The sequence below is a fragment of the Shewanella fidelis ATCC BAA-318 genome (genome assembly GCF_000518605.1).
Taxonomy (GTDB): domain Bacteria; phylum Pseudomonadota; class Gammaproteobacteria; order Enterobacterales; family Shewanellaceae; genus Shewanella; species Shewanella fidelis.
The window spans coordinates 1-21910 of record NZ_KI912461.1 but is presented as its reverse complement, the minus strand read 5'-3'; the positions used below and the strand labels follow the sequence as shown (position 1 = coordinate 21910).

Annotated in this window: 15 protein-coding genes; 8 read left to right on the top strand and 7 right to left on the bottom strand. The window is 41.0% G+C overall.

Going from position 1 to position 21910, the window contains the following annotated elements; genetic code table 11:
- The first annotated feature begins 232 nt into the window (after nucleotides 1-232).
- Both L884_RS0119550 and L884_RS0119545 read left to right on the top strand, forming a co-directional pair.
- A complete protein-coding gene (locus L884_RS0119550) occupies nucleotides 233-3028 on the top strand; it encodes a S9 family peptidase (RefSeq protein ID WP_028769071.1) in 2796 nt (931 codons plus the stop codon).
- Nucleotides 3029-3179: 151 nt separating this feature from the next.
- Nucleotides 3180-3818 carry a MarC family protein gene (locus tag L884_RS0119545; RefSeq protein WP_028769070.1) on the top strand — a complete coding sequence of 213 codons (639 nt, stop codon included), beginning with the start codon at nucleotides 3180-3182 and terminating at the stop codon, nucleotides 3816-3818.
- A gap of 126 nt (nucleotides 3819-3944) precedes the next feature.
- Here L884_RS0119545 and L884_RS0119540 read toward each other — a convergent pair whose 3' ends face one another.
- The 5 genes from L884_RS0119540 to L884_RS0119520 form a co-directional block, all read right to left on the bottom strand.
- Nucleotides 3945-4331 (bottom strand): DUF3192 domain-containing protein, encoded by a 387-nt coding sequence (locus L884_RS0119540; RefSeq protein ID WP_028769069.1) that lies wholly within the window; start codon nucleotides 4329-4331, stop codon nucleotides 3945-3947.
- Between the two features lie 110 nt (nucleotides 4332-4441).
- Nucleotides 4442-5200: a flap endonuclease Xni gene (gene xni, locus L884_RS0119535; protein WP_028769068.1), complete on the bottom strand. Its 759-nt coding sequence runs from the start codon at nucleotides 5198-5200 to the stop codon at nucleotides 4442-4444.
- An 18-nt stretch (nucleotides 5201-5218) separates the two neighbouring features.
- Entirely contained in the window at nucleotides 5219-6571 is a 1353-nt protein-coding gene (ppnN, locus tag L884_RS0119530) for a nucleotide 5'-monophosphate nucleosidase PpnN (RefSeq protein WP_028769067.1), read from the bottom strand.
- A gap of 75 nt (nucleotides 6572-6646) precedes the next feature.
- Nucleotides 6647-8203 carry a GGDEF domain-containing protein gene (locus tag L884_RS0119525; protein WP_028769066.1) on the bottom strand — a complete coding sequence of 519 codons (1557 nt, stop codon included), beginning with the start codon at nucleotides 8201-8203 and terminating at the stop codon, nucleotides 6647-6649.
- A 322-nt stretch (nucleotides 8204-8525) separates the two neighbouring features.
- A complete protein-coding gene (locus L884_RS0119520; protein WP_028769065.1) occupies nucleotides 8526-10703 on the bottom strand; it encodes a tetratricopeptide repeat protein in 2178 nt (725 codons plus the stop codon).
- A gap of 126 nt (nucleotides 10704-10829) precedes the next feature.
- Here L884_RS0119520 and L884_RS0119515 point away from each other — a divergent pair, with 126 nt between their 5' ends.
- Nucleotides 10830-12635, top strand: coding sequence for a M61 family metallopeptidase (locus L884_RS0119515; protein WP_028769064.1), 1806 nt, complete (start codon nucleotides 10830-10832; stop codon nucleotides 12633-12635).
- A 47-nt stretch (nucleotides 12636-12682) separates the two neighbouring features.
- Here L884_RS0119515 and rdgC read toward each other — a convergent pair whose 3' ends face one another.
- A complete protein-coding gene (rdgC, locus tag L884_RS0119510) occupies nucleotides 12683-13594 on the bottom strand; it encodes a recombination-associated protein RdgC (RefSeq protein ID WP_028769063.1) in 912 nt (303 codons plus the stop codon).
- A gap of 291 nt (nucleotides 13595-13885) precedes the next feature.
- On the opposite strand from rdgC, the gene L884_RS0119505 reads away from it, so the two are divergent.
- The 4 genes from L884_RS0119505 (at nucleotide 13886) to L884_RS0119485 (ending at nucleotide 18607) form a co-directional block, all read left to right on the top strand.
- The gene (locus tag L884_RS0119505) at nucleotides 13886-14836 is read left to right on the top strand and encodes a porin (RefSeq protein WP_028769062.1); all 951 of its coding nucleotides are present in this window, start codon (nucleotides 13886-13888) and stop codon (nucleotides 14834-14836) included.
- Between the two features lie 336 nt (nucleotides 14837-15172).
- Nucleotides 15173-15862, top strand: coding sequence for a phosphate regulon transcriptional regulator PhoB (phoB, locus tag L884_RS0119495; protein WP_028769061.1), 690 nt, complete (start codon nucleotides 15173-15175; stop codon nucleotides 15860-15862).
- A 290-nt stretch (nucleotides 15863-16152) separates the two neighbouring features.
- Nucleotides 16153-17451 (top strand): phosphate regulon sensor histidine kinase PhoR, encoded by a 1299-nt coding sequence (gene phoR / locus L884_RS0119490; RefSeq protein ID WP_028769060.1) that lies wholly within the window; start codon nucleotides 16153-16155, stop codon nucleotides 17449-17451.
- Nucleotides 17452-17635: 184 nt separating this feature from the next.
- The gene (locus L884_RS0119485) at nucleotides 17636-18607 is read left to right on the top strand and encodes a PstS family phosphate ABC transporter substrate-binding protein (RefSeq protein ID WP_028769059.1); all 972 of its coding nucleotides are present in this window, start codon (nucleotides 17636-17638) and stop codon (nucleotides 18605-18607) included.
- A gap of 51 nt (nucleotides 18608-18658) precedes the next feature.
- On the opposite strand, the gene L884_RS0119480 is transcribed toward L884_RS0119485, so the two are convergent.
- The gene (locus tag L884_RS0119480) at nucleotides 18659-19540 is read right to left on the bottom strand and encodes a collagenase (protein WP_028769058.1); all 882 of its coding nucleotides are present in this window, start codon (nucleotides 19538-19540) and stop codon (nucleotides 18659-18661) included.
- A gap of 142 nt (nucleotides 19541-19682) precedes the next feature.
- Between L884_RS0119480 and L884_RS0119475 the strand changes: the two genes are divergently transcribed.
- Nucleotides 19683-21467: a M1 family metallopeptidase gene (locus tag L884_RS0119475; protein WP_028769057.1), complete on the top strand. Its 1785-nt coding sequence runs from the start codon at nucleotides 19683-19685 to the stop codon at nucleotides 21465-21467.
- The last annotated feature ends 443 nt before the right edge of the window (nucleotides 21468-21910 follow it).

Sequence of the window (21910 nt, the reverse complement as noted above, 5' to 3'; positions counted from 1 at the left end):
GCGTTACTGCAATTGTCTAACCATGCCACTCGGCATGATAAGTAACTTTTTATATTTTCTTTTTATGCGAGGTATTTTAAACACTTTTAAACAATTTTCACAGCAAATAGTGAGCAATCTCACGTTTTTTTCTGTAGGGTATCTTGCATAAATAACCGCTTATGACGATGATTGTTCGCCAGAAGGTTAAAAAGTCTACTTTAGTCTAATAAAATTAATAATGAGGAAGACCTTGAAGTCACTACCAGTAAAGTCATTATTGCTATTCTCGACGAGTTTGTTATCAGCAAACTTATTTGCCGCGACCAATAGCATCACCCCCGACGATATTATGCGATTCGAGTCGCTAAATAAGCCTGTTATATCAGACAACGGTAAGATATTGGCCGTTGAAGTTGAGCCCGATCGTGGTGACAGCCATGGCTTTGTTAAGAGCTTAATTGCGAATAAACAGTTTAATGTTGCCGGTGGCACTAAGCCTAAAATAAGCCATGATGGGCGCTTTGTTGCTTTTATCGATGCCGTGCCGTTACTTGATTTAGAGAAAGCGAGTAAAAAAGCCAAAAAGAAATTAAAGTCAGGCTTGATATTGCTTGATACTAATACAGGGCTTGAAACCCGTTATGAACGAGTTAAGTCATTTGAATTTAATGAAACCGGCAGCCATTTAGCGATTTGGTTTGAAGCTGACGAAAAGAAAAAAGATGAAAAATCAGCCGATGAAGCTAAAAGTAGCAAAAGTGCTGTAAAAGTAGATGATTTTGACAAAGGAACATTAGTCGAGCTTGTTGACCTTAAAAGCAATAAATCAATTAAGTTTAATGATGTTACTGGCTTTAACTTCGATAAATCTGGACTGCATTTAGCGTTAGCAATAAATAATATCGAAGCAAATAAACATGAATTGCGTTTGGTCAAACTTGCTAATAACACAGCTAAGATAGTAAAGAGTTTTAAACAGCAACAGCTTGGCTCGCTTGCGTTAAGTCATGACGGTAAATATTTAGGCTTCACTTCTGGCAATGCTAATGAGCTGCCATATGGCCGTGAATATCAATTATCTTTATTGAACCTAGAAACAAACAAGCTGATTGCTGCGCCAACGTCAAAGGATTGGACCTTAAATCGTTACGCTGAACTGCGTTTCTCAGACGATAGCCAGCGATTATTCTTTGGTCGCGTACCGCAGGTTAGTCAGCAAATTGAATTGGCTAAAGTAGAGTCAAAGTCGGACTTATTTGATCAAGGTGTTATTACTGCTGGTCGTGAGCTAAGAATATGGCATGGCGACGACCCGCGTATTAAGCCTCATGAAGTTAAGCAATATAAGAAAGAACAAAAACGGACTTACTTAGCTGTATTACATGTTAACGGTAATAATTTAGTTCAGCTTGCCGATCTACAAGTACCTGATGTTGAGGTACAACAGCAAAAGCGTTATGTATTGGCAAGCTCTGATCTGCCTTATCGTAAGATGATCACTTGGGCTGGTTTTTACCGTGATTACTACCTTGTTGATTTAAATACAGGACGCAAAATTCCATTACTGACTCAGCAAAGTAGCGCTGATGATCCGGTATTATCGCCGGCTGAGAAGTATGTTGTTTACTATTTGCAGGGTAACGTTTTTCTTTATGAAATTGGTCAGGACAGACGCACTAACCTTACCAAAAGTTTAGCTGTGCCATTTGCAAATGAAGACCATGATTATCCGTCAAATGCCCCAGGTTATGGATTCGGACCTTGGATAGCGGATGATACAGGCTTACTGATTTATGACAAATTTGATATTTGGCAAGTCGATACCACGTCACATGACGCCTTTATGCTAACTGCAGGTAAGGGGCGTGAAGAGGGGATCCAATATCGAGTAACAGGCCTAGTTGAAGATAAAGATAAGCCAAGTGTTTTATCAAGCGGTCAAAAATTATTGGTGCAAGGCTACAATGACAAAACCAAAGGTGATGGATTTTATCAGGTACAGTTAGGCGTAGCGGGCGTTAGCTCATTCATGGATGGTGACTATAAGCTTAAAATGTTAGCTCGCAGTAAAGATGCCAACACCATCATTTACTCGAAAGAGCGCTATGATCAATTCCCAGATCTTTACAGTGCTGACTACGCAAGCCCACAAGACGCAACTCGCCAAACTGACTTAGACAAGCAGCGCGATAGTTTTAATTGGGCTCACTCTGAGTTAGTTCACTGGACTAATGGAGACGGGAAACAACTAGATGGCGTGTTAATTAAGCCAACTAATTATGTTGAAGGTCAACGTTATCCGGTACTGGTTTATTTTTATCGCTTTATGAGCGATAGATTGCATGCGTTCCCACAGATGAAAATCAACCATAGACCAAACTTTGCTTGGTTTGCTGATAATGGTTATGCCATCTTCCTGCCGGATATCCGCTTTGAGGTAGGTTACCCTGGTGACTCATCAGTACAAGCGTTAACTTCAGGTGTGCAGCACTTAATTGATATTGGTGTAGCAGATCCTGATGCAGTTGGTATTCAAGGTCACTCGTGGGGCGGCTATCAAACCGCATTTGCTGTGACCAAAACCAATATCTTTAAAGCCGCAGTGACCGGTGCGCCTGTATCGAACATGACCAGTGCTTATAGTGGTATTCGTCACGGTAGTGGATTAGCGCGTCAGTTCCAGTATGAAACGGGACAAAGTCGTATTGGTGAAAGCCTGTTTAAATCACCGCAAAAGTATATCGAGAACTCGCCAGTGTTTTATGTAGAGCGCATGAAAACGCCTATGATGATTATGTTTGGTGATAAAGACGATGCGGTGCCTTGGGAGCAAGGGGTTGAGCTTTATTTAGCAATGCGCAGAGCGGGTAAAGATGTGGTGTTTTTGCAGTATCAAGATGAACCACATCATTTAAAGAAATATCCAAATAAACTCGATTACAGCATTCGCATGATGGAGTACTTTGATCATTATCTGAAGGGTAAACCTGCACCAAAATGGTTAACTCAAGGCGAAGCTTATACTGAGTATAAGAAAGCCGAGTAGTCATCAGCTTTAGGTTAATTGATTGTTGATTACAAAGTGTCGAGCTAATAGCTCGGCATTTTTGTTTCATACTTGGCGATACTAAATGTTCGTAATTGGTATAAAACGCTGCATAATGAATAACTCGCTAGGAAATATAAGGAAGTGACAAATGGACGGAATATGGATGCATGTTGGAGCGGTATTTATGGGCTTTTTTGCCATTATGAATCCGATTGCCAATGTGCCTATCTTTTTGGGGTTAACCTCTGATTACGATGAGAAAACCACTCGTTTGATCGCTTTTAGGGCACTTATCATTGCCTTTTTGATCATTAGCTTATTTGCGATATCCGGTCAGTTTATATTTAACTTGTTTGGCATATCACTACCGGCTTTTAGAATTACCGGTGGACTATTGGTGTTTCTAATCGGTTTCCATATGCTGCAAGGTAATCAGTCAACTGTACACCATGATAAAGATAAACCAGACGATGACACCTTGGAAGCTAAGCTTAGTGTGGCAGTATCTCCGCTCGCTTTACCTATCCTTGCCGGTCCCGGCACTATCGCGACGGCAATGAATTACACCGCTGCTGGCGGAGTACCTGAGTTAATTAGCACTATCGGCTCATTCGGTGTCTTATGTGTGATTACTTATGTGTGTTTCATTTCTGGCGGTCGACTAGTGAGCTATTTAGGCACAGCTGCACTTGGCGCGATTACACGTATGATGGGGCTTATTTTGGCGGTAATTGGCACCCAAATGGCGGTAGAAGGGCTGCAAGGGGCGTTTAAGGTACTCAGTTAAGCATCTGCGAGTTTAGCTTTTTACACGCTGATAAAACGCTTCACTTCATCGAAGTGAAGTTCATAACAGCAGCGATGATAGTCACTGCTGTTACTGTTTAACTGCAACTTAAATTACTGGTTGCGATTAACTGTCAATATGGCTCTCAAGATACTGTTTATAACTGCTTTCGCCCCAAGCAATAAGCTTTCCTTGCTTGAAGAGTAAGGGAGTGCATTCCTCTTTTGAAGTTTCTCCATCTGATGTTTTATGGTGGGTTCGATAAAAAAGGATTTGCAAAGTATCGTTGTCAGACACTTTTGCCTCACTAAAGTCTGCTTTACCAAAGATCACCTTGATATCTTCGATTGGCTGGCCAATGCTGAGATCTGTCAACATTGCTTGATTGTATGCTTGCCTATCTTCCCAATCCATCTCATCTGGTGTTGGTTTATAGAACACCATGATCACAGCGACAAACGCAACATAGGTGATAAACAAACCAATAATCACTTTTGGGAGCCGAGATTTCATTGTTACATTATCCTTAACGCATTACTCATGGAGTCACGATACTACTAGAATGCGCTGGGGTAAATGTGATAAATGCAACTTTATGTTAACAACTGTTCGTTGGTTAACGTTTAGCTCGATACCCTAAACTGTTTTAGATTGACGTTTAGCGGAATTTCAACCTGCAATTGGACGAGTTTATAGCTTAATCTCGCCATCTGTTTACCAGCGACGAGTTTGTTGGCTTGCTTAGCACCGATTTTATCAATTGAATTATAAATGTTGGCAAGAGAGCGAAATATTTTTAGTAGCTCAACGGCTGATTTCGGCCCGATGCCCGGAACGCCGGGAATTTTATTGCCACTATCGCCTGCGAGTGCGAGGTAATCGATTAATTGGCTGCGCTCGATATGAAGCTTCTGCTCCATCTCTTCAATCGTTAAATAGTGCTGATTAAAGTGATCCCACTGTTTTATTGCGGGGTGGAGCAGCTGGCAAAAACCTTTATCGGTCGAGACTATGATAGCCTCACCATTGCTGTTTGCTAATTTGGTCGCTAACGTTGCAATGACATCGTCCGCTTCGGATTCAGCCTCGATAGAGTTAATTTTTTGCTCTGCTAAATAGGCTTTTAAACTTGGTAGTGTGTTAGCCAATGCTTCAGGCATCGGCTTGCGGCCTTTCTTGTAATCGTCAAATAAGGTTTTACGCCAAGAGATGGCATCGCCATCCCATACCATTGCTACATGTGTGGGTTGATGGAATTTTAGCAGTTTGCGGCAAGCGCCGTTAACACGTTCTTTTAAGCCGGAGACATCAGACTCATTTGGTTGTGCGGCGTGGATCCGCCGCACTAAGTTCATGCCATCGATAATGAGAAATTTATTCATCTTGCCGCTTTTTTGGGTTTATTTAATAACTTTATAGCAAGGAACATAAGCACTGCCTGGCAGCTTCATTCTTTGCTGGGTGACAAATGCTGACAGTAAATCATCCATAAGCGCCATGAGTTTAGGATCACCTTTGAGCTCAAATGGGCCATTTGCTTCAATAGCCTTAATGGTATCCATTTTTACGTTACCAGCAACAATACCGGAAAAGGCTTTACGTAAGTTAGCTGCAAGTTCTGCTTTATTGGCTTGAAAGTGCAGATCTAAGTTACTCATTACCTCATGAGTCGGCTCGAATGGTAATTGGAACTCAGGCTCAATTTTTAGCGACCATTGATACTGGTATGAGTCACCGTTTTCTTTACGGAACTTTTTAATATCAGCCATGGCTTGCTTTTGAATACGAGCAACTTTTACAGGATCATCAATAACAATTTGATATTTACTTTGTGCTTCTTTGCCTAATGTTGCACCGATAAACTCATCAATTTTTAAGAAGTAATCTTCACTTTCTTTAGGGCCTGTAAGCACTAATGGGAAAGGAATATCTTGGTTATCCTTATTGAGTAAAATCCCCAATAAATACAGTAGCTCTTCTGCTGTGCCAGCACCACCGGGAAAAATAATAATACCGTGACCAAGGCGTACAAAGGCTTCAAGGCGTTTTTCAATGTCCGGTAAGATCACCAATTCGTTGACTATCTGATTTGGTGGCTCGGCAGCAATAATACTTGGCTCAGTTAAACCGATATAGCGCGCATGATTGATCCGTTGTTTAGCGTGACCAATAGCCGCGCCTTTCATCGGTCCTTCCATCGCTCCTGGGCCGCAACCTGTACAGATATCAAGTTTGCGTAAGCCTAACTCGTAACCGACTTCGCGGGTGTATTGATATTCAGTTGTATTAATACTGTGGCCACCCCAGCAAACCACAATATTTGGATCAAGTAGCGGCATAGAACGCGCATTACGCAAGATATCAAATACCACGTTGGTGATGTGATTAGCGTTGGTTAGATTAATGTGTTTAAGGTTGTCATATTTATCGTTGATATAGACGATATCCCTAAGCACTGAAAAAAGGTGTTCTTGGATCCCTGCAATGATTTCACCATCAACAAAAGCTTCTTGTGGTGGGTTAGTGAGCTCTATTTTTATGCCGCGTTCTCGACGTAACACGTTAATGTTAAAATCACTGAATTGATTAAATAAGCCTTCAGCATTATCGCTTTGTAAACCTGATGCGAGAACGGCAAGTGAGCAACTGCGATAAAGTTGGTAAAGCTCACTCTTTGCGTTTTGTTTTAGACGATCAACTTCTAATTGGGATAATTGATCTAGGCTTCCGCGGGGACTAATTTTTACTATCATAGCAACTCCTTAAGCAGTGATAGACTGCTTGCCCACAAATGCATAACGGCAGTGAATACTACCTTGGAGCAAGTTTTAAAAGTCTACGATGACTCTATCTCTGCTTTCGTTTTTGGCTTTATATAGCGCAGCGTCAGCTCTGTCGAAGGTTTCTGTTATGAGCTCGTTTTCAATTATTTGCGCTGCGCCTATAGATACTGTAACTGTAATTCTCTGATTTTTAAACTTAAAGGGGATACTTTTTACTTTTTCTCTTACTCGATTAAGCAAAGGGAGGATATCGCTTTCAGCAATATTAGGTAGCAGGAGTACAAACTCTTCCCCGCCGTAACGGGCAACAAATTCAGATTCGCGTAATGAATTTTTTAATGCCATAGCAATGACTTGCAAGGTTTTATCACCAGTACTGTGGCCAAAACTATCGTTGATCGTTTTAAAGTGATCTATGTCAGCAACAGCGACCCATAATGGCTGCTTTGAACGCTGGAAATTACGGTACTCGATATCCATACGCTCTTCTAGGGCGCTACGGTTTGGCAGCTGTGTCAGTGAGTCGAGTAGATTCAGCTTTTGCTGTTCAAATAGCCTTTCTTTGTAAGAGTCAGTTTCTTTTGCAAGCTCTCTAAGTTCTTGGCGCAAAGCCTCTACTGACTGCTTTAATTGTGCTTGTTCTCTATTTTCGAGCAGTTCTTTACGGCCTAGCGCTTTACGCAGTGATGCAAGATGCCCGGTAATTTGGTGTTTTAACTCTTCGATATCATCCAGTTTAGTCACAGCCTCATCGACATTATCGACTTGGCCATTGATATCTCGGTTAAGCTGTTTAGCAACTTGAAAGCTTTTAATTGAATGGCTATAGGATTCGGTCACAACGTCTTGCACGTTGCTTAATGCATTATTTAAAACATACAAGAACTCTTGCGATGCTGTTTTTTCACGGGCAATGTTGTCAAGTAGCAGTCCAAGCACAATTTGATAAGCGTCAAGCAGATTGTTGAGCTCAAAATCTTCTGTTAACGAGCGTTTAATTTGTGAAACCTGTTCACGTTGCTCTTTCTTAAACTCTATTTCCGACAACATCTGTGCTAGCTCATGCGCTGCTTGACGGTGGCGGGGTAAGATCTCAAATTGCTCGCCTAAGTTTAATTGCTCTTTTAAGATTTCATCATAGAAGTTAACTATTTTTTCTACTTTGGGAATGTAATCCCAATAAGTATGGAAGGGTTTAGCTAGCTCTTTTTTAAAATAGCTTATCTCTAGTTTTAGCTTACTGGGTAATGATTGGATCCGCTGGATTTGCCCAACCATATTGTTTAAGGCTTGGCGACTATCTTCAAGTTGCAACATGATGCGAGCATATTGTTGCTTTAAAATCGTATCGGCTTCATTTAGTTCTGCTAACGAATCTTCAACCTGACTAAAGCTGGCTAACTTATGACGTAATTTAGCCAGTTTGTTATCAAGTTCTAAATTCTGTCCTTTGCAGGCGAGGCTAAGCTGTCCAATGAATTGCATAAGGATCTGCAGTTTCTCGTTTTGCGCTTCGTTCATCTCATCAATAGCTAGCCTTGCAGAATGAAGCTTCTGCTGCAGCATACGGACTTGAGATGTACTGATGGCTGCATCCTTCATGCTTTGATCTACCCCTATAAATAAAAATAAGCAGCTTTGCTAAATGGTTATCTTAACAGTAGTTTACTAAAAGAGAAATCAACATCAGCCTTGGTTTAGACCTATCAGTATCAACATTAGCCGATCTGGTAGAGTTTAGTGCTTCTAATGCCAATAAGTATAAGAATTTGAGTAGCTCAGAACGGTTTATAGCTGTTTACTTCAGTGTCGAATAAGATCACAAGGAAGCTGCATTGTTTCAGTAATTGCCTCTGAGTTAGTCTGCCAAAAAATACGCTAAGTAGCGTCACTCCTGCTCCACATCTACAGCAGGAGTGAGCATTTAGCTGGCTACTTTGTCATCGTTAATATCGATGTTTTGATGATTTTTCCATTTTGGCCATAGGATATCGTCTTTATTGCCATTGGTTTCGATCTTAACTATTCCCCGCACAATACTTTTTTCAATATTGAGATAGATAGGTTTGCTAAAGATGCCCGCTGAAGCAAAATTTAATGTTTTCATGGTGACGAAGTAATCTTGATTAAAGCCTAATGTTCTTGCGCCATAGAGCATCATTTGCAGGGTGGTAAAGTGTTGTGAAGCTGTCAGTTTAATAGCGGGATCGGCTAAAAGTGGTAGGTGTAAGATCCCCATATGTAGATTGGTTTGCCACTGATTTTTATCTAAGCTCTCTCTAAGTTGTGCCAGTAATTGCGGTGCAGCGATATTATTATCAAAACTCAATAAGAACATGCCCGGCCTGATAAGGTAACCTTGGCAATTTAAGCTACTTTTAAAGGCCAATAGCTGTCGTTTATGCATATTGGCACAACCTTCGTAACCTTGGTATAGGTCATCATTTACTTGGTCAGATAAGCAAATAAGCGCTAGCGTCTTAATTTGTGTTTGAGAAGCGTTATTGTAGTCATATTTAAAACTCAAAAAGTTAGGCAACTGGGTAAACGGCTCTAATAGTCGGGTTTGTTGTAACGTATCGTTGAGCTGGTTAGCTTTATTTTTGAGGCGCCACTGTTTAACGAGCAAAAGTCCTAATAAGCTCAATAAGAACATACAAATAAGGCTGGTTAAATGAGCAATATTGAGTTGTTCAGCTTTTTGCTGTAACTGCTTTTCCACTTGGCTTAGCTTTAGATTGAGCTTTTGTTGTTTTATTTTTGACTGCTTAAGATCCAGCTCATTTTCTGAAGGTGTCGCGACACTGCGAATCGAATTGAGTTTAAGCATATTTTTATACGCTTGCTCATATTTCCCTAAATGCTCTTGGGCTGTTGCTATGCGTTCTAGTGCTTCGCTTTGCTCTTTTGGCAACTGTTTGGCTTCTGCTATTCTTTCAGCCTTTGTGGCGTATTCTTCAACATCTCGCCAGTTACCTTTACTGGCACTGACTTCAGCGATAAGTAGATCGTTATAAACTAGGTAATGCTCGCTATTTTTTTTGGTAAAAATGGTGTTTGCGAGCTTAAGGTGTGAAAGTGAGTTATCAATGTCACCAATTTTAAAATAGACTTCACCAAGATTATGTTGGTTTAAGGCTAGGCCGGTTTCATTCCCAAGTCTTATCTCTATTTGTTGTGCATTAAGATAGTAATCGATGGCTTGGTACCACTGCTCTTGGTTGGCATAAATCATCGCAATAACGGTCATTGCTGATGATACGTAGTTGTCATTACCTAATAGAGTGAAAGACTCCACTGCATTATTGGCAGATGTTAATGCTTCATCCCATGACTCAATATCTCGATAAACTCTGGCAAGTTGTAATTCGATATGGGCATTTTGCGAGGGGTTATTTCCACCGCGGGAATATTTGATAGCAGCGGTGTAGTGGGATAGCGCTTTGCCAATTTGATTTTGCTTATAAAAAAACTTACCTAATACTGATTCCGCATGGGCAATTAAATAATCGTTTTCGATTTTTTGGGCTGTTGCGGATAGCTTTTGTAAATACTTCAGTGCGGTGTCAGTTTCGCGCATAATCATATGTATCACACTGATATGTTCATACAGGGTATAGAGTAATACTTGATCCGCGCTTTTACTTGACAGTTCTACAAGGGGAATAGCTTGTTGATAATATTCAATTGCCTGTTTGAAATCCTGTTGGCTGCGGCCAACATAGCGGCCTTTCAGCATGAGCAAGTAGCTCTTATCAAAATCGCTGTGACTGATATGTTCTAGTTGTTGGATTAAGTTATTGGCAACTAAATAACGGTCTTTACTTTTATCGGAAAGATCCATTTTAAGCCTTGCAGCTAATTGAATATTACGTTGTAGATCAGCTGCAGATAATAGGTGTCTTTTCGCAAATGCATTAAATTGCGCTAGGTCTGTAAACCCGGGCAGAGATGGGATCGTGTTTTCTATGTTTTGTGCCAGTACTTTGGGATTTTCACGAAATTGTATTTCTGCGAGTACGTCATCATTGGTGCTGGCACTTACCGTGTTACTTAACAGCGACAGGGTTAATGAAAAGAGTAGGGTGATGAAAATATGCATCAAAATGCCGTTCCTTGTACTTAATCGTTAGATTAAGTGACTATTTTGTAATTATATTGGCCTAATTAAGCCTAATGTTATATTTTTCTGGCCTAACGAAAACAATAATAACAGAAGGACGAGATAGTGAAACCTGTAGTTCCCTTTATCCTAACTTTTAGTGCTTTAGCTTGTTCTAACGCATTGGCCGATGTTAATTACGCAATTGACCTAACATCTCCTGAACATCATTTAGCTAAAGTAGAAGTTACCTTTCCTGAAACAACAGCTGATACTTTAGTGGTGAATTTACCTGTATGGCGTACGGGTAAATACCAAGTTTTACCTTTAGGTGATGCCGTTAGACGCTTTGTTGCAACCGATGAGAAGGGCCAAACATTACCTTGGTCAAGAACGGCAAGCGGCGAGTGGACGGTCAAGTTAAGCGAACCGAGTGCAGTAACGGTTAATTATCAACTTTATGCTAATAAACTGGGGCAACGGGTTAATCATATCGATGCTTCACATGCATTTCTTGATGCCAGTGGTACGTTTGTTTACAGCCCTGAATTTAGACAAGAGCCAATTAATGTTGCCTTGAAGGTTCCAAATAGTTGGAAGAGCTATTCAGGTATGCCAAGTGGAAGTAGTGAGCATACTTTTAAAGCTGATAATTATGACATCTTAGTTGACTCGCCTATTGAGACTGGTATTAGCCAGCACAGAAGTTTTACCGCTGATGGCCGCCAGTATGAATTGGTGGTCTGGGGTGAAGGTAATTATGACATTGAACAGATGGTTACTGATCTGACTAAGTTAAGTGGTCAGGCTGAAGTTATCTGGGATGATTACCCGTTTGAACGTTATGTTTATATGGTACATGCAACCAGCGGTGCTCGCGGTGCAACCGAGCATTTAAATTCGACAATTATCCAACGACCGCGTTTTAGTTATCGCGAGCGTGATGATTATTTAGGTTTTATTAAAACAGCTTCCCATGAGTTTATTCATACATGGAATGTTAAGGCATATAGACCGGAAGGCTTAGTGCCATATAACTACCAAGATGAAGAGATCACCGAGTTACTTTGGATAGCTGAAGGTTCAACCAGTTATTTCCAAAGCCAACTTTTGTTACGTGCAGGTGTGATGACGCCGAAAGAGTTTTTTGCCGACTTAGCTAAACGGATTGCGCAAAACCTGAAAACACCAGGTCGAGAAGTACAATCTATTGCTAGTGCAAGTGCTAACCAGTGGGCGAGTAGCGGCGGTGATTATGCGGTAAACCACAGTACTAATATTTATTCTGAAGGCTATTTAACATCGCTCGCGTTAGACTTCTCGTTAATTACAGACACCAAGCTGAAAGGTTCATATCGAGACGTTCACCGTAAACTTTATAACGAGCATAAGTTGCCTGCAGGTTTTACTATTGCTGATGTCAAAAAGATTTTAGAAGATGTGTCAGGAACAAGTTATGAAGATTGGTGGCAGCAATATGTTAATTCGCCAGTTAGCCTAGACTTCGATGGCATGTTGGCTAAAGCTGGTTTAGCGCTAACCTACGGTAAAAATGCCAAAACGGAGGCGTTTACAGGAGTGACCTTAAAGTCTGATTCTTTGGTGTTGTCTCATGTATTGCGTGATGGCCCAGCTTGGAATGCCGGTATTGTGCTTGCTGATGAGATAGTGGCTATTAATGGCTTAAAGGTAACCGCGAAAGGTTTTGCAGCCCGCATTAATGATTTTAAACCCGGTGATAGCATTACTGTCACCTTGTTTAGCAATGACAAGCTTAAAGACGTTGAGCTAAAGCTAGGTGAAAAGCAAACTGGTAAGTTAGCTATTAAGGGAGTTAACAAGCCGAGCCGAGCGCAAAAAGCATTTTTGAAAGCTTGGTTAGGGATTGACTGGCCATTTGATAAAAACGGTCAGTTTAAAGCGGCTGAATAATAAAAAAATAAGGCGCCGATAGGCGCCTTATTTATTAGAGTGATAATTTAAATCGAGTCTTCTAGACCGCCTAAAGCTTCAACAGTTGCATTAATTAATGCAATCAGTTCACTACTCATTAATGCAAAATCGGCGTCGAGTCTTGCCATAGGATCATCATTACCTAGGTCATCGTTGCCCGCTCTAAACTCTTCAGAGAACTTAAGACGTTTAATTGCCGCATCAGATTGTAGTAAGAATGCAATCGATTGGCCGAAGTGTAACGCAAGCTTATGCACTTGCTTGCCCACTTCAATATGAGCAAGTACTTCGTTTTCACTGAGATCTTGTTGTTTAAAGCGTACAATACCACCTTCATCTGAGTCGCTCTTAAGCTCAGCCTCATCTTGCATTTCGAAGGCCGCTGGGGTTTTGCCCTCTTTAAGCCATTCAGTAAGCTGAGTTTCAATTGGTGTTTTAAAGCTCATTGGAATAATAGGTAAGGTACCAATTGCTTTGCGCAATAGTGCCATTAACTCTTCAGATTTCGCTGCACTTGAGCTATCAACAAGTACCATTTGAATTTCAGGTAAAATTAACGCTCGAATTTGGCTACGACGAGAGAATGCTCTTGGTAGCAATGTCGTGGTGATCTCATCTTTTAGTGCATCTTTCTCTTTTTTAGCAAGCTTACGGTTCTCTTCAGCTTCAATTTGATTAACTTTTTCTTCAAGTGCTTCTTTAACAACTTGCGATGGCAGAATTTTTTCTTCTTTAGTGGCACAAATAAGGTGACGTTCACCAGCGGTATGAACCAAGGTTTCGCCGTGTTTACCCATAGCCTTAGAGAAGCCAAATTTACTAATATCTTGGCTTGAGCAAGGAGAGAAAGTGAAGTCTTCCAGTGATTTTTCTAATGACTCAGGGTCAACGGAGAAAGGCTTATTAAAGCGGTATACAGTTAGATTTTTAAACCACATAGATTTAGTGCTCAGTCAAAATTAAAGCCGCAGTGTAAGCCATTGTGGGGTTCGGGTAAACCGCCAAATAGATTGCCTAAATTGAATTGAAATGACATTTCATCAAAGTGTCATATTTCTATAGCTTATTCTCAAAGCCTTGATAGCACTAGGTTGTGGCATATTTGTCCCTCTGCTTCTAAGCGTTATCAACTTGATTCATGTTTTACTGAAATAAAAATGCAACATTCCATCTTCATTATGGCGCTCGTCCAAACCAATAACCAAGACGAATAACGTCAAAAGGATTAAATGATGAACGTTTTTTGTAAAACTCTGATCGCTTCTGCGCTAACTGCAGCAACTCTTTCTTCAGCTTACGCTGCCGATCCATTAACGGTATATGGCAAGCTAAATGTTACAGCACAGTCAAATGATGTGAATGATGAGTCAACGACAACAATTCAATCAAATGCTTCTCGTTTTGGTGTTAAGGGGGCGTTTGAACTAAGCAGTTCATTAGAAGCGTTTTACACTGTTGAATATGAAGTCGATACGGGTGATGAGTCGAAAGATAACTTTGAAGCACGTAATCAATTTGTAGGCCTAAGAGGTAACTTCGGTGCATTCTCTGTTGGTCGTAACGACACCATGCTTAAAGTATCACAAGGTAAAGTTGACCAGTTTAATGATTTATCAGGTGATTTGAAAAACCTATTTAAAGGTGAAAACCGCATCGAGCAAACAGCAACTTACATTACGCCGTCATTTAGTGGTTTTAAAGTGGGTGTAACATATGCTGCCGATGGCGCTGGTTCACAATACTCACAAGATGGTTTTAGTGTTGCCGCTATGTATGGTGACTCTGGTCTTAAAAAATCACCGATTTACGCTTCTGTTGCTTACGATTCAGACGTAAAGGGTTATGAAGTTGTGCGTGCAACGGTTCAAGGTAAAATTGCAGGACTTAAGCTAGGTGGTATGTATCAGCAGCAAGAAGCAACTTATGCATCAGATGGCACTGCTATCGTGGGTGCTGAAAGCAAAACAGGTTACTTGCTTAGCGCGGCATACCAAATAGATGCGATTGTGCTTAAAGCTCAGTTCCAAGATATGGAAGATAAAGGCGACTCTTGGTCTATTGGCGGTGATTACAAGTTAGGTAAACCAACTAAGCTATTTGCTTTTTACACTAGCCGTTCTTATGAAAACCTTGATAACGACGACAGCTACGTTGGTTTAGGACTTGAGCATAAGTTCTAAGCTCAACGCTAAGATATGTTAAAGGGGCTAATTAGCCCCTTTTTTGTGGCTAACCAATGGCGTGTTAAGCTGGCTATCAATCAAGGGGATAAGGCGTTGTTGCTAATATTAACCTTGAAGCTAAGTCATAAAATTAGTTATAGCTGCTAGGGCTGGCTGTGATAGCTTGATGATAGAATAAACTAATATTAAGGGCATTAAAGATATATATAAGCGACCAATAATAATTATGACAAAAATAGTTATTAATATGGCAAAATATCTTGGTGTTTCATATTAATGTCATAAAAGTGACCAATAATAGTATCGTAGAAATTCACTGATAGAAGATCGATTATGACTGCACGGATTTTGATAGTTGAAGATGAGTTAGCCATCCGCGAGATGTTGACTTTTGTTTTGGAGCAGCACGGTTATACCACAGTGGCTGCCGAGGATTATGACTCAGCATTAGATATGCTAACAGAGCCGTATCCAGATCTAGTATTGCTTGATTGGATGTTCCCTGGTGGCAGTGGCATTCAACTAGCTAAGCGCTTGCGTCAAGATGAATTTACTCGTCATATACCGATCATAATGTTGACTGCTCGTGGTGAAGAGGAAGATAAAGTCCGTGGGCTCGAAGTCGGGGCAGACGATTTTATTACTAAGCCGTTCTCGCCTAAAGAGCTAGTCGCTCGAATTAAAGCGGTTATGCGCCGCAGTGCACCAACATGTTTAGAAGATCCAATTGATGTACAAGGGCTGCAATTAGATCCTGTTAGTCATCGTGTAACTGTTGGCGACCAAGTGCTAGATATGGGACCGACAGAGTTTCGCTTACTGCACTTTTTTATGACTCACCAAGAGCGAGTGTATAGCCGCGAACAATTACTCGATAATGTGTGGGGGACTAATGTGTATGTTGAAGATCGTACTGTTGATGTGCATATCAGGCGTTTACGTAAAGCAGTTACTCATTCTGGACATGACAGATTGATTCAGACTGTTCGTGGCGCGGGCTATCGTTTTTCAACCAGACTTTAGTTTTACAAGTACAAGTATTTAATTGAGTTAGAGAGTAGAGCCTCATTGATGTTGTTTTAAAATAATGACACAGAGGCTCTTAATGTATGAGTGCTACAAGTTCATTTTCACTCTAAGCTGAGAGTGTAACAGAGGCGCTATACAAGCATTAGCAGGTTACAGATTAACGTTTGAGTGCTAACTTAATGAATAGTGTAAAAAATATGATTATTATTGCTCTCATATGCATGAGTTTGCTTTTACGCTATCTTGTGCCTATTCCTCCTATATGGTCGTGATATTGGTTTAATATGTTTGATTCATATTCTGGGTACCGCTTAGTTTCTCATTTAGCAATTTATTTAACACTTTGCTTAGCCGTTGGGCTATTACTCGGAGAAGTGTTGTGGATATTGCTATTTGGCTGTGTTTGTCTATTAGTTTGGCATTATCGTCAGCTTTCAAGGTTAAATTTTTGGCTCTGGCATGACCGTCGCTTAACGCCACCTAATGGCAAAGGCAGCTGGGAAGGGGTGTTTAACGGTATATATCGCTTACAAGGTAAAAACCGTAAACGCGTTTCGCAATTAGCTTTTTTGCTGGGGCGCTTTAGACAGGGCGCAGAAGCCTTACCCGATGCTGCCGTGGTGCTAGATTCAGAGCATAATATTCTGTGGTGTAATAAGCTCGCTCAGTTGCTATTAGGCTTTGTCTGGCCTCAAGATAACGGCCAACGTATTGATAATCTAATTCGCCATCCTGACTTTTCTGCTTATCTAAAAAATAATGAATATCAAGAACCACTGGAATTACCATCACCGCAATCAGATGGTCATATTCTTGAGATCCGGATTATGGGTTATGGTGCTGGGCAGTTATTGCTTATTGCCCGTGATATCACCAGAGTTAGGCAACTTGAAGGCATGCGAAAAGAGTTCGTCGCTAATGTGTCCCATGAGCTAAAAACCCCGTTAACTGTGCTACAAGGTTACTTGGAGATGATGCAGTCAATGGCTGAGCCTGATTCACCAAATTTACGTGCTATGGAGCAGATGCAGCAGCAAACGACACGTATGCGCTCTATGGTTGAGCAGTTATTGGCGTTGTCACGAATTGAAGATGCCAGTGATGTTAACTTAGAAACCAAAGTAAACATGTCACAAATGATGAACATTTTACGAGATGAGGCGCTTGCACTGGCGCAAGATCAATATGAGGTGACTTTCTATTGTGAGCCGGGCTTAGACGTTTATGGTAATGAGTTGCAGCTCAGAAGTGTGTGTTCAAACTTAATATCTAATGCTATTCGTTATACTGAGCCTGGCGGTAAAGTTGATATTAGTTGGCGCAAAATAGCTTCAGGTGGTTTGTTTAGCGTGAAAGATACTGGCGAGGGGATTGCGCCGCAACACATTGGTCGTTTAACGGAGCGCTTCTATCGAGTCGACAGCGCACGCTCAAGACAAAGTGGTGGCACAGGCCTTGGGCTGGCAATCACTAAGCATGCGTTGAATAATCATCAAAGTGAACTAAATATTGCCAGCCAACTGGGCAAGGGGAGTACTTTTAGCTTTGTTATTTCCCCGAACCTGATCGACTATAACCCTTAAGACGACATTAAGCGTTAAAATAAATTTCATATAAAAACAGGCTTTTGCCTGTTTTTTTATAAATAAGCTGAAATTAGTTAAGTTTGTCATCGAAGTGTCATTTATGAGTAATAGACTTGTCATCAAGCAAGTCAATACTGACAGCGTTTTAAGAAACCAAGATAGATAAACACTGGAGCAAAGAATGAAACTGAAACAACTTGTTGGCGCGGTAAGCTTTACTGCAGCGACTGTATTTTCTGCAGCATCAATGGCTGAAATCGACCAGTCTTTACCAACTTATGAAAAGACAAGTGGTGTGTCTGGTAACTTATCTTCTGTTGGCTCTGATACGCTGGCGAATATGATGACGTTATGGGCGGAAGATTTTAAGCAGCTTTATCCAAACGTAAATATCCAGATCCAAGCTGCAGGCTCTTCAACTGCGCCACCAGCTTTGACTGAAGGTACTTCTCAGTTCGGCCCAATGAGCCGCAAGATGAAGCCAAATGAAGTTGAAGCATTTGAAAAACATTATGGCTATCAGCCAACAGCAATTCGCGTTGCAATCGATGCACTAGCTGTTTTTGTTCATAAAGATAACCCAATTGAAGGGATGAGCATCGAGCAAATTGATGGCATCTTCTCTTCAACTGATAAATGTGGTGGCGGCGATATTACTCGCTGGGGTGAAGCAGGGTTAGATGGAAACTGGGCTGCTAAAGATATTCAGCTTTATGGTCGTAACTCTGTATCTGGAACTTACGGTTACTTTAAGAAAAAAGCACTTTGCAAAGGTGACTTTAAAGCGAACGTCAATGAGCAACCGGGTTCTGCATCTGTAGTTCAGTCAGTATCTCAGTCATTAAACGCGATTGGCTACTCAGGGATTGGTTATAAAACTGCGGGCGTTAAAGCGGTTGCAGTTTCTAAGAAGGGTACCAACTATGTTGCAGCAACAGCTGAAAATGCTGCAACAGGTAAATACCCGCTATCTCGTTACCTATATGTGTACGTAAACAAGCACCCGAACAAAGATTTAGCACCAATGGATCGTGAGTTCATTCGTTACGTGCTATCTAAGCAAGGTCAGCAAATTGTAGAAAAAGACGGATACGTAGCACTGCCACGTAGCGTAATTGCAAAAGATTTAGAAAAAGCAGGTATTCGCCTTTAAAGGGTAATACTTTGTCATTAAAAAGGCCTCAATAGAGGCCTTTTTAGTTAGTTATTTATTATTCGCTTTTAGTTGTTTTAACCACGCATCAAACTCGGCATCCATACTGGTGCCCCAGCTTGTTAGTAGTGCTTGATACCTTGGGTAATCACCGGTTCGAGTAAAGCCTAGCATAGTGTCAACTTTGTCTTTGTGCTGTTCAATCAAAAAGCGTACAGCTAAATATCCCCAGCGGTAGACTCTGTCTGTGCCGCCATTATGCTCATAACTGGTATTAAAAATTTCACTTAATGGATATTGAGTGCCATTGCCAATTAATGCGATAGCTTTAGGGTTGTTGTCACCTGCAGAGATATATTCTGCTATACCTTCACTCCACCAAACCGTGTGGGGATAGAGTGGTGCAGGTTTAGGGCAATACTCAGGACCAGAGTGTGAGTCGTGTAATGATAGGCAAAAATCGCCATAGAGATTAAAGCGTCCATCAAGATAATGTACATATTCATGGGCTAAGTTCCATACTTGGCCTTTTTTCTCATAGGCTACAAACTCTGCTTGGTTGCCTTCCTTCCAAGGTAATCCCTCTAAATACATGCCGCCGTTGTCACTAGGCACATCAAAGTGATTGGTTACATGCTCGACATAATCTTCTCTCGAGTGGTAAACATTAGCACGCATGCTGTGGTTATTATCATTAGCAACCGGTTTATTTAGGGTGCCGAACAGCTGGTGGAAGTTAGCCTCTTGTGTTTGCAGTAACTTACAAGCGGCATTGATTTGTGCTTTAGTTAAGGCTTGAGAGCGAATAACTATGGTATCGCTACAGGCGTGATTTTGGCTAAGGACATCCTCTATGCTGTTTTGCTGTGCTTGCGCATCGATAGAGGTTAATGAAACAAACGCCAGTGCTGTTATGCTGAATTGAGTTTTCATCTAGGGTTTCTCTAATTTATTATTTTGCATACAATATCCACAAGTGTTTCATTTCGCTCGGTTGAAGTCAAACTAGGCTTTTTTCCGCTCAAAAAATCGCGGTAAAATCTGACCCAAAACTTATTAATTATAAGGATGTACCATGTTGAAGCTGTGGGATAATAACCATGATTATCACTCGTTTGCTAATTCTGATCAGGTGAAAGTAACTCACTTGTCGTTATTGCTTGATGTCGATTTTGCTGCAAAGCAGTTAGTTGGCCAAGTTGAATTACAACTGGAGTTCATTGATAAGAAAACAACTGAACTGTGGTTAGATAGTCGAGATCTCCTTATCGAAGTTGTGTATGGCAATGGTGAGCAGCAACTTGAATATAGTATTGATAAACATGATGTAACTTTAGGTCAGCGCCTCAACATTCAATTATTACCAGCAACTCAATCAGTCACTATTCGCTATCGTACTTCGGTAAATGCTCAAGGGTTACAGTGGTTAACACCACAGCAAACCAGTGGTAAATCTTTACCATTTCTTTTTAGTCAATCGCAGCCAATTAACGCCCGTAGTTGGATCCCGCTGCAAGATACGCCGAAAGCACGGATAACTTTCGATGCTGTTATTACCGCGCCAAAAGGCATGCGAGTGGTGATGAGTGCATTGAATGATGCAGAGGTAGAGTTAACTGGTCAATTCACATTCTCTATGGAAAAACCGATGCCGACGCACCTGTTAGCGATCGCCGTTGGTGAGTTAGCATTCGCAAAGCTAGGGTCAAGAACAGGTGTTTATGCCGAGCCAGAGATTATAGACAGTGCCGCTATTGAGTTTGAAGACACTGAAAGCATGGTTGAAGTCGCAGAGTCTCTATTAGGGCCTTATCCGTGGGGGCGCTATGACATGATAGTACTGCCGCCAAGTTTTCCTTTTGGGGGAATGGAAAACCCAAGGCTTGCGTTTATGACGCCGACATTGATTGCAGGTGATAAGAGTTTAGTATCAACCGTAGCACATGAACTTGCGCATTCGTGGACCGGTAACTTGGTCAGCAATGCGACGTGGCGTGATCTTTGGCTTAATGAAGGTTTTACTACCTACTTTACCAATCGCATTGTTGAAGCTGTTTATGGCAAAGAGCAGGCTGAGCTAGAAGTGGTATTAGAACATGGTCGCTTATATGAGGCTATAGCGAGTACCGCGCTTACTGCGCAGACACTGCCAGCCAATATGCAGCAGCAAGATCCGAATGAAGCTTTTAACCGTTTTACTTATGATAAAGCCTCCATGTTTGTACATGATTTAGAACGACGCCTTGGTCGTGAAGCTTTCGATAAGTTTCTATTCCAATATGTGCAAAGATTTGCATTTGAAGCCATCACTACTGAAACGTTTGTGAGTTACGCCAAGCAGACATTGTTACTTGAGCATGCTGACAAGATCACTGAAGCAGAGTTACTTGAGTGGATATATGGTGAAGGGATGCCAAGCTGGTATGTAGAGCCAACATCTACCAGTTTAGATAAAGTGATTATGGCATTAAAAGCGTTTGATGATGGGGCATCGGCTGCGAGTCTAATGACGCAAGGTTGGCGAGTTCACCACTGGCAGTATTTTTTAACTCATTTGCCGCAGAAGTTATCTCATCAAGCACTGGTCGACTTAGATAATCAGTTTAACTTTACTCAATCAACTAATGCCGAAATCGCTTGCGATTGGTTTAGGGTCGCTATTCGTAATGAATATCAAGTGGTGCTCGAAGCTGTTGCGGCTTACTTAGTAAAAATTGGTCGTGGCAAGTTTGTTAAGCCACTTTATGCAGAGTTATTAAAAGCGGGCTTTGAAGTACAGGCTAAGCAAATCTATGCTAAAGCGCGTGAAGGCTATCACCCATCGATTGTGGTGATGCTAGATCAGCAGTTATTGCAGTAACAGAGAAGATAAAAAAATGGCAACCTAATCAGGTTGCCATAACAATTTAAAATAGAGATAAAGGGTTGCGCTAGCTGACAATTTATCTCTAAAGGTAAACCTAATTGGAGTACCAAGGGAATGATGATGAACAATGAAACTTAGCTAGTGTTAAGCAAGATACCTCAGTTTTGAAACCTCGTAGCCCGCTTAACCAGAATCGGTTCATATATTCAGAGTCGATAAATCTTAGTTAGTTCCCAACTTTAGTAAAAAAATCGAAATTTAATTTTATAAACTTAGTAACCGTCTGCTTTTAGTGGTTTTTATTAGGTGAAATTGTAAAGTCGTTGCGCTTATATCGATGGCTAAATCAGCATAAAAAAATGGCGACCTAATGAGGTCGCCATAAGAATGTGCAAATAGAGATAAATAGTTGCGCTAGCTAATAATTTATCTCCGAG

Bases quoted from the DNA above. Each gene is read 5' to 3' on its own strand.
- L884_RS0119545 (WP_028769070.1), top strand. From the start codon at position 3,180: ATGGACGGAATATGGATGCATGTTGGAGCGGTATTTATGGGCTTTTTT.
- L884_RS0119540 (WP_028769069.1), bottom strand. From the start codon at position 4,331: ATGAAATCTCGGCTCCCAAAAGTGATTATTGGTTTGTTTATCACCTAT.
- xni (WP_028769068.1), bottom strand. From the start codon at position 5,200: ATGAATAAATTTCTCATTATCGATGGCATGAACTTAGTGCGGCGGATC.
- ppnN (WP_028769067.1), bottom strand. From the start codon at position 6,571: ATGATAGTAAAAATTAGTCCCCGCGGAAGCCTAGATCAATTATCCCAA.
- L884_RS0119525 (WP_028769066.1), bottom strand. From the start codon at position 8,203: ATGAAGGATGCAGCCATCAGTACATCTCAAGTCCGTATGCTGCAGCAG.
- L884_RS0119520 (WP_028769065.1), bottom strand. From the start codon at position 10,703: ATGCATATTTTCATCACCCTACTCTTTTCATTAACCCTGTCGCTGTTA.
- rdgC (WP_028769063.1), bottom strand. From the start codon at position 13,594: ATGTGGTTTAAAAATCTAACTGTATACCGCTTTAATAAGCCTTTCTCC.
- L884_RS0119505 (WP_028769062.1), top strand. From the start codon at position 13,886: ATGATGAACGTTTTTTGTAAAACTCTGATCGCTTCTGCGCTAACTGCA.
- phoB (WP_028769061.1), top strand. From the start codon at position 15,173: ATGACTGCACGGATTTTGATAGTTGAAGATGAGTTAGCCATCCGCGAG.
- phoR (WP_028769060.1), top strand. From the start codon at position 16,153: ATGTTTGATTCATATTCTGGGTACCGCTTAGTTTCTCATTTAGCAATT.
- L884_RS0119485 (WP_028769059.1), top strand. From the start codon at position 17,636: ATGAAACTGAAACAACTTGTTGGCGCGGTAAGCTTTACTGCAGCGACT.
- L884_RS0119480 (WP_028769058.1), bottom strand. From the start codon at position 19,540: ATGAAAACTCAATTCAGCATAACAGCACTGGCGTTTGTTTCATTAACC.
- L884_RS0119475 (WP_028769057.1), top strand. From the start codon at position 19,683: ATGTTGAAGCTGTGGGATAATAACCATGATTATCACTCGTTTGCTAAT.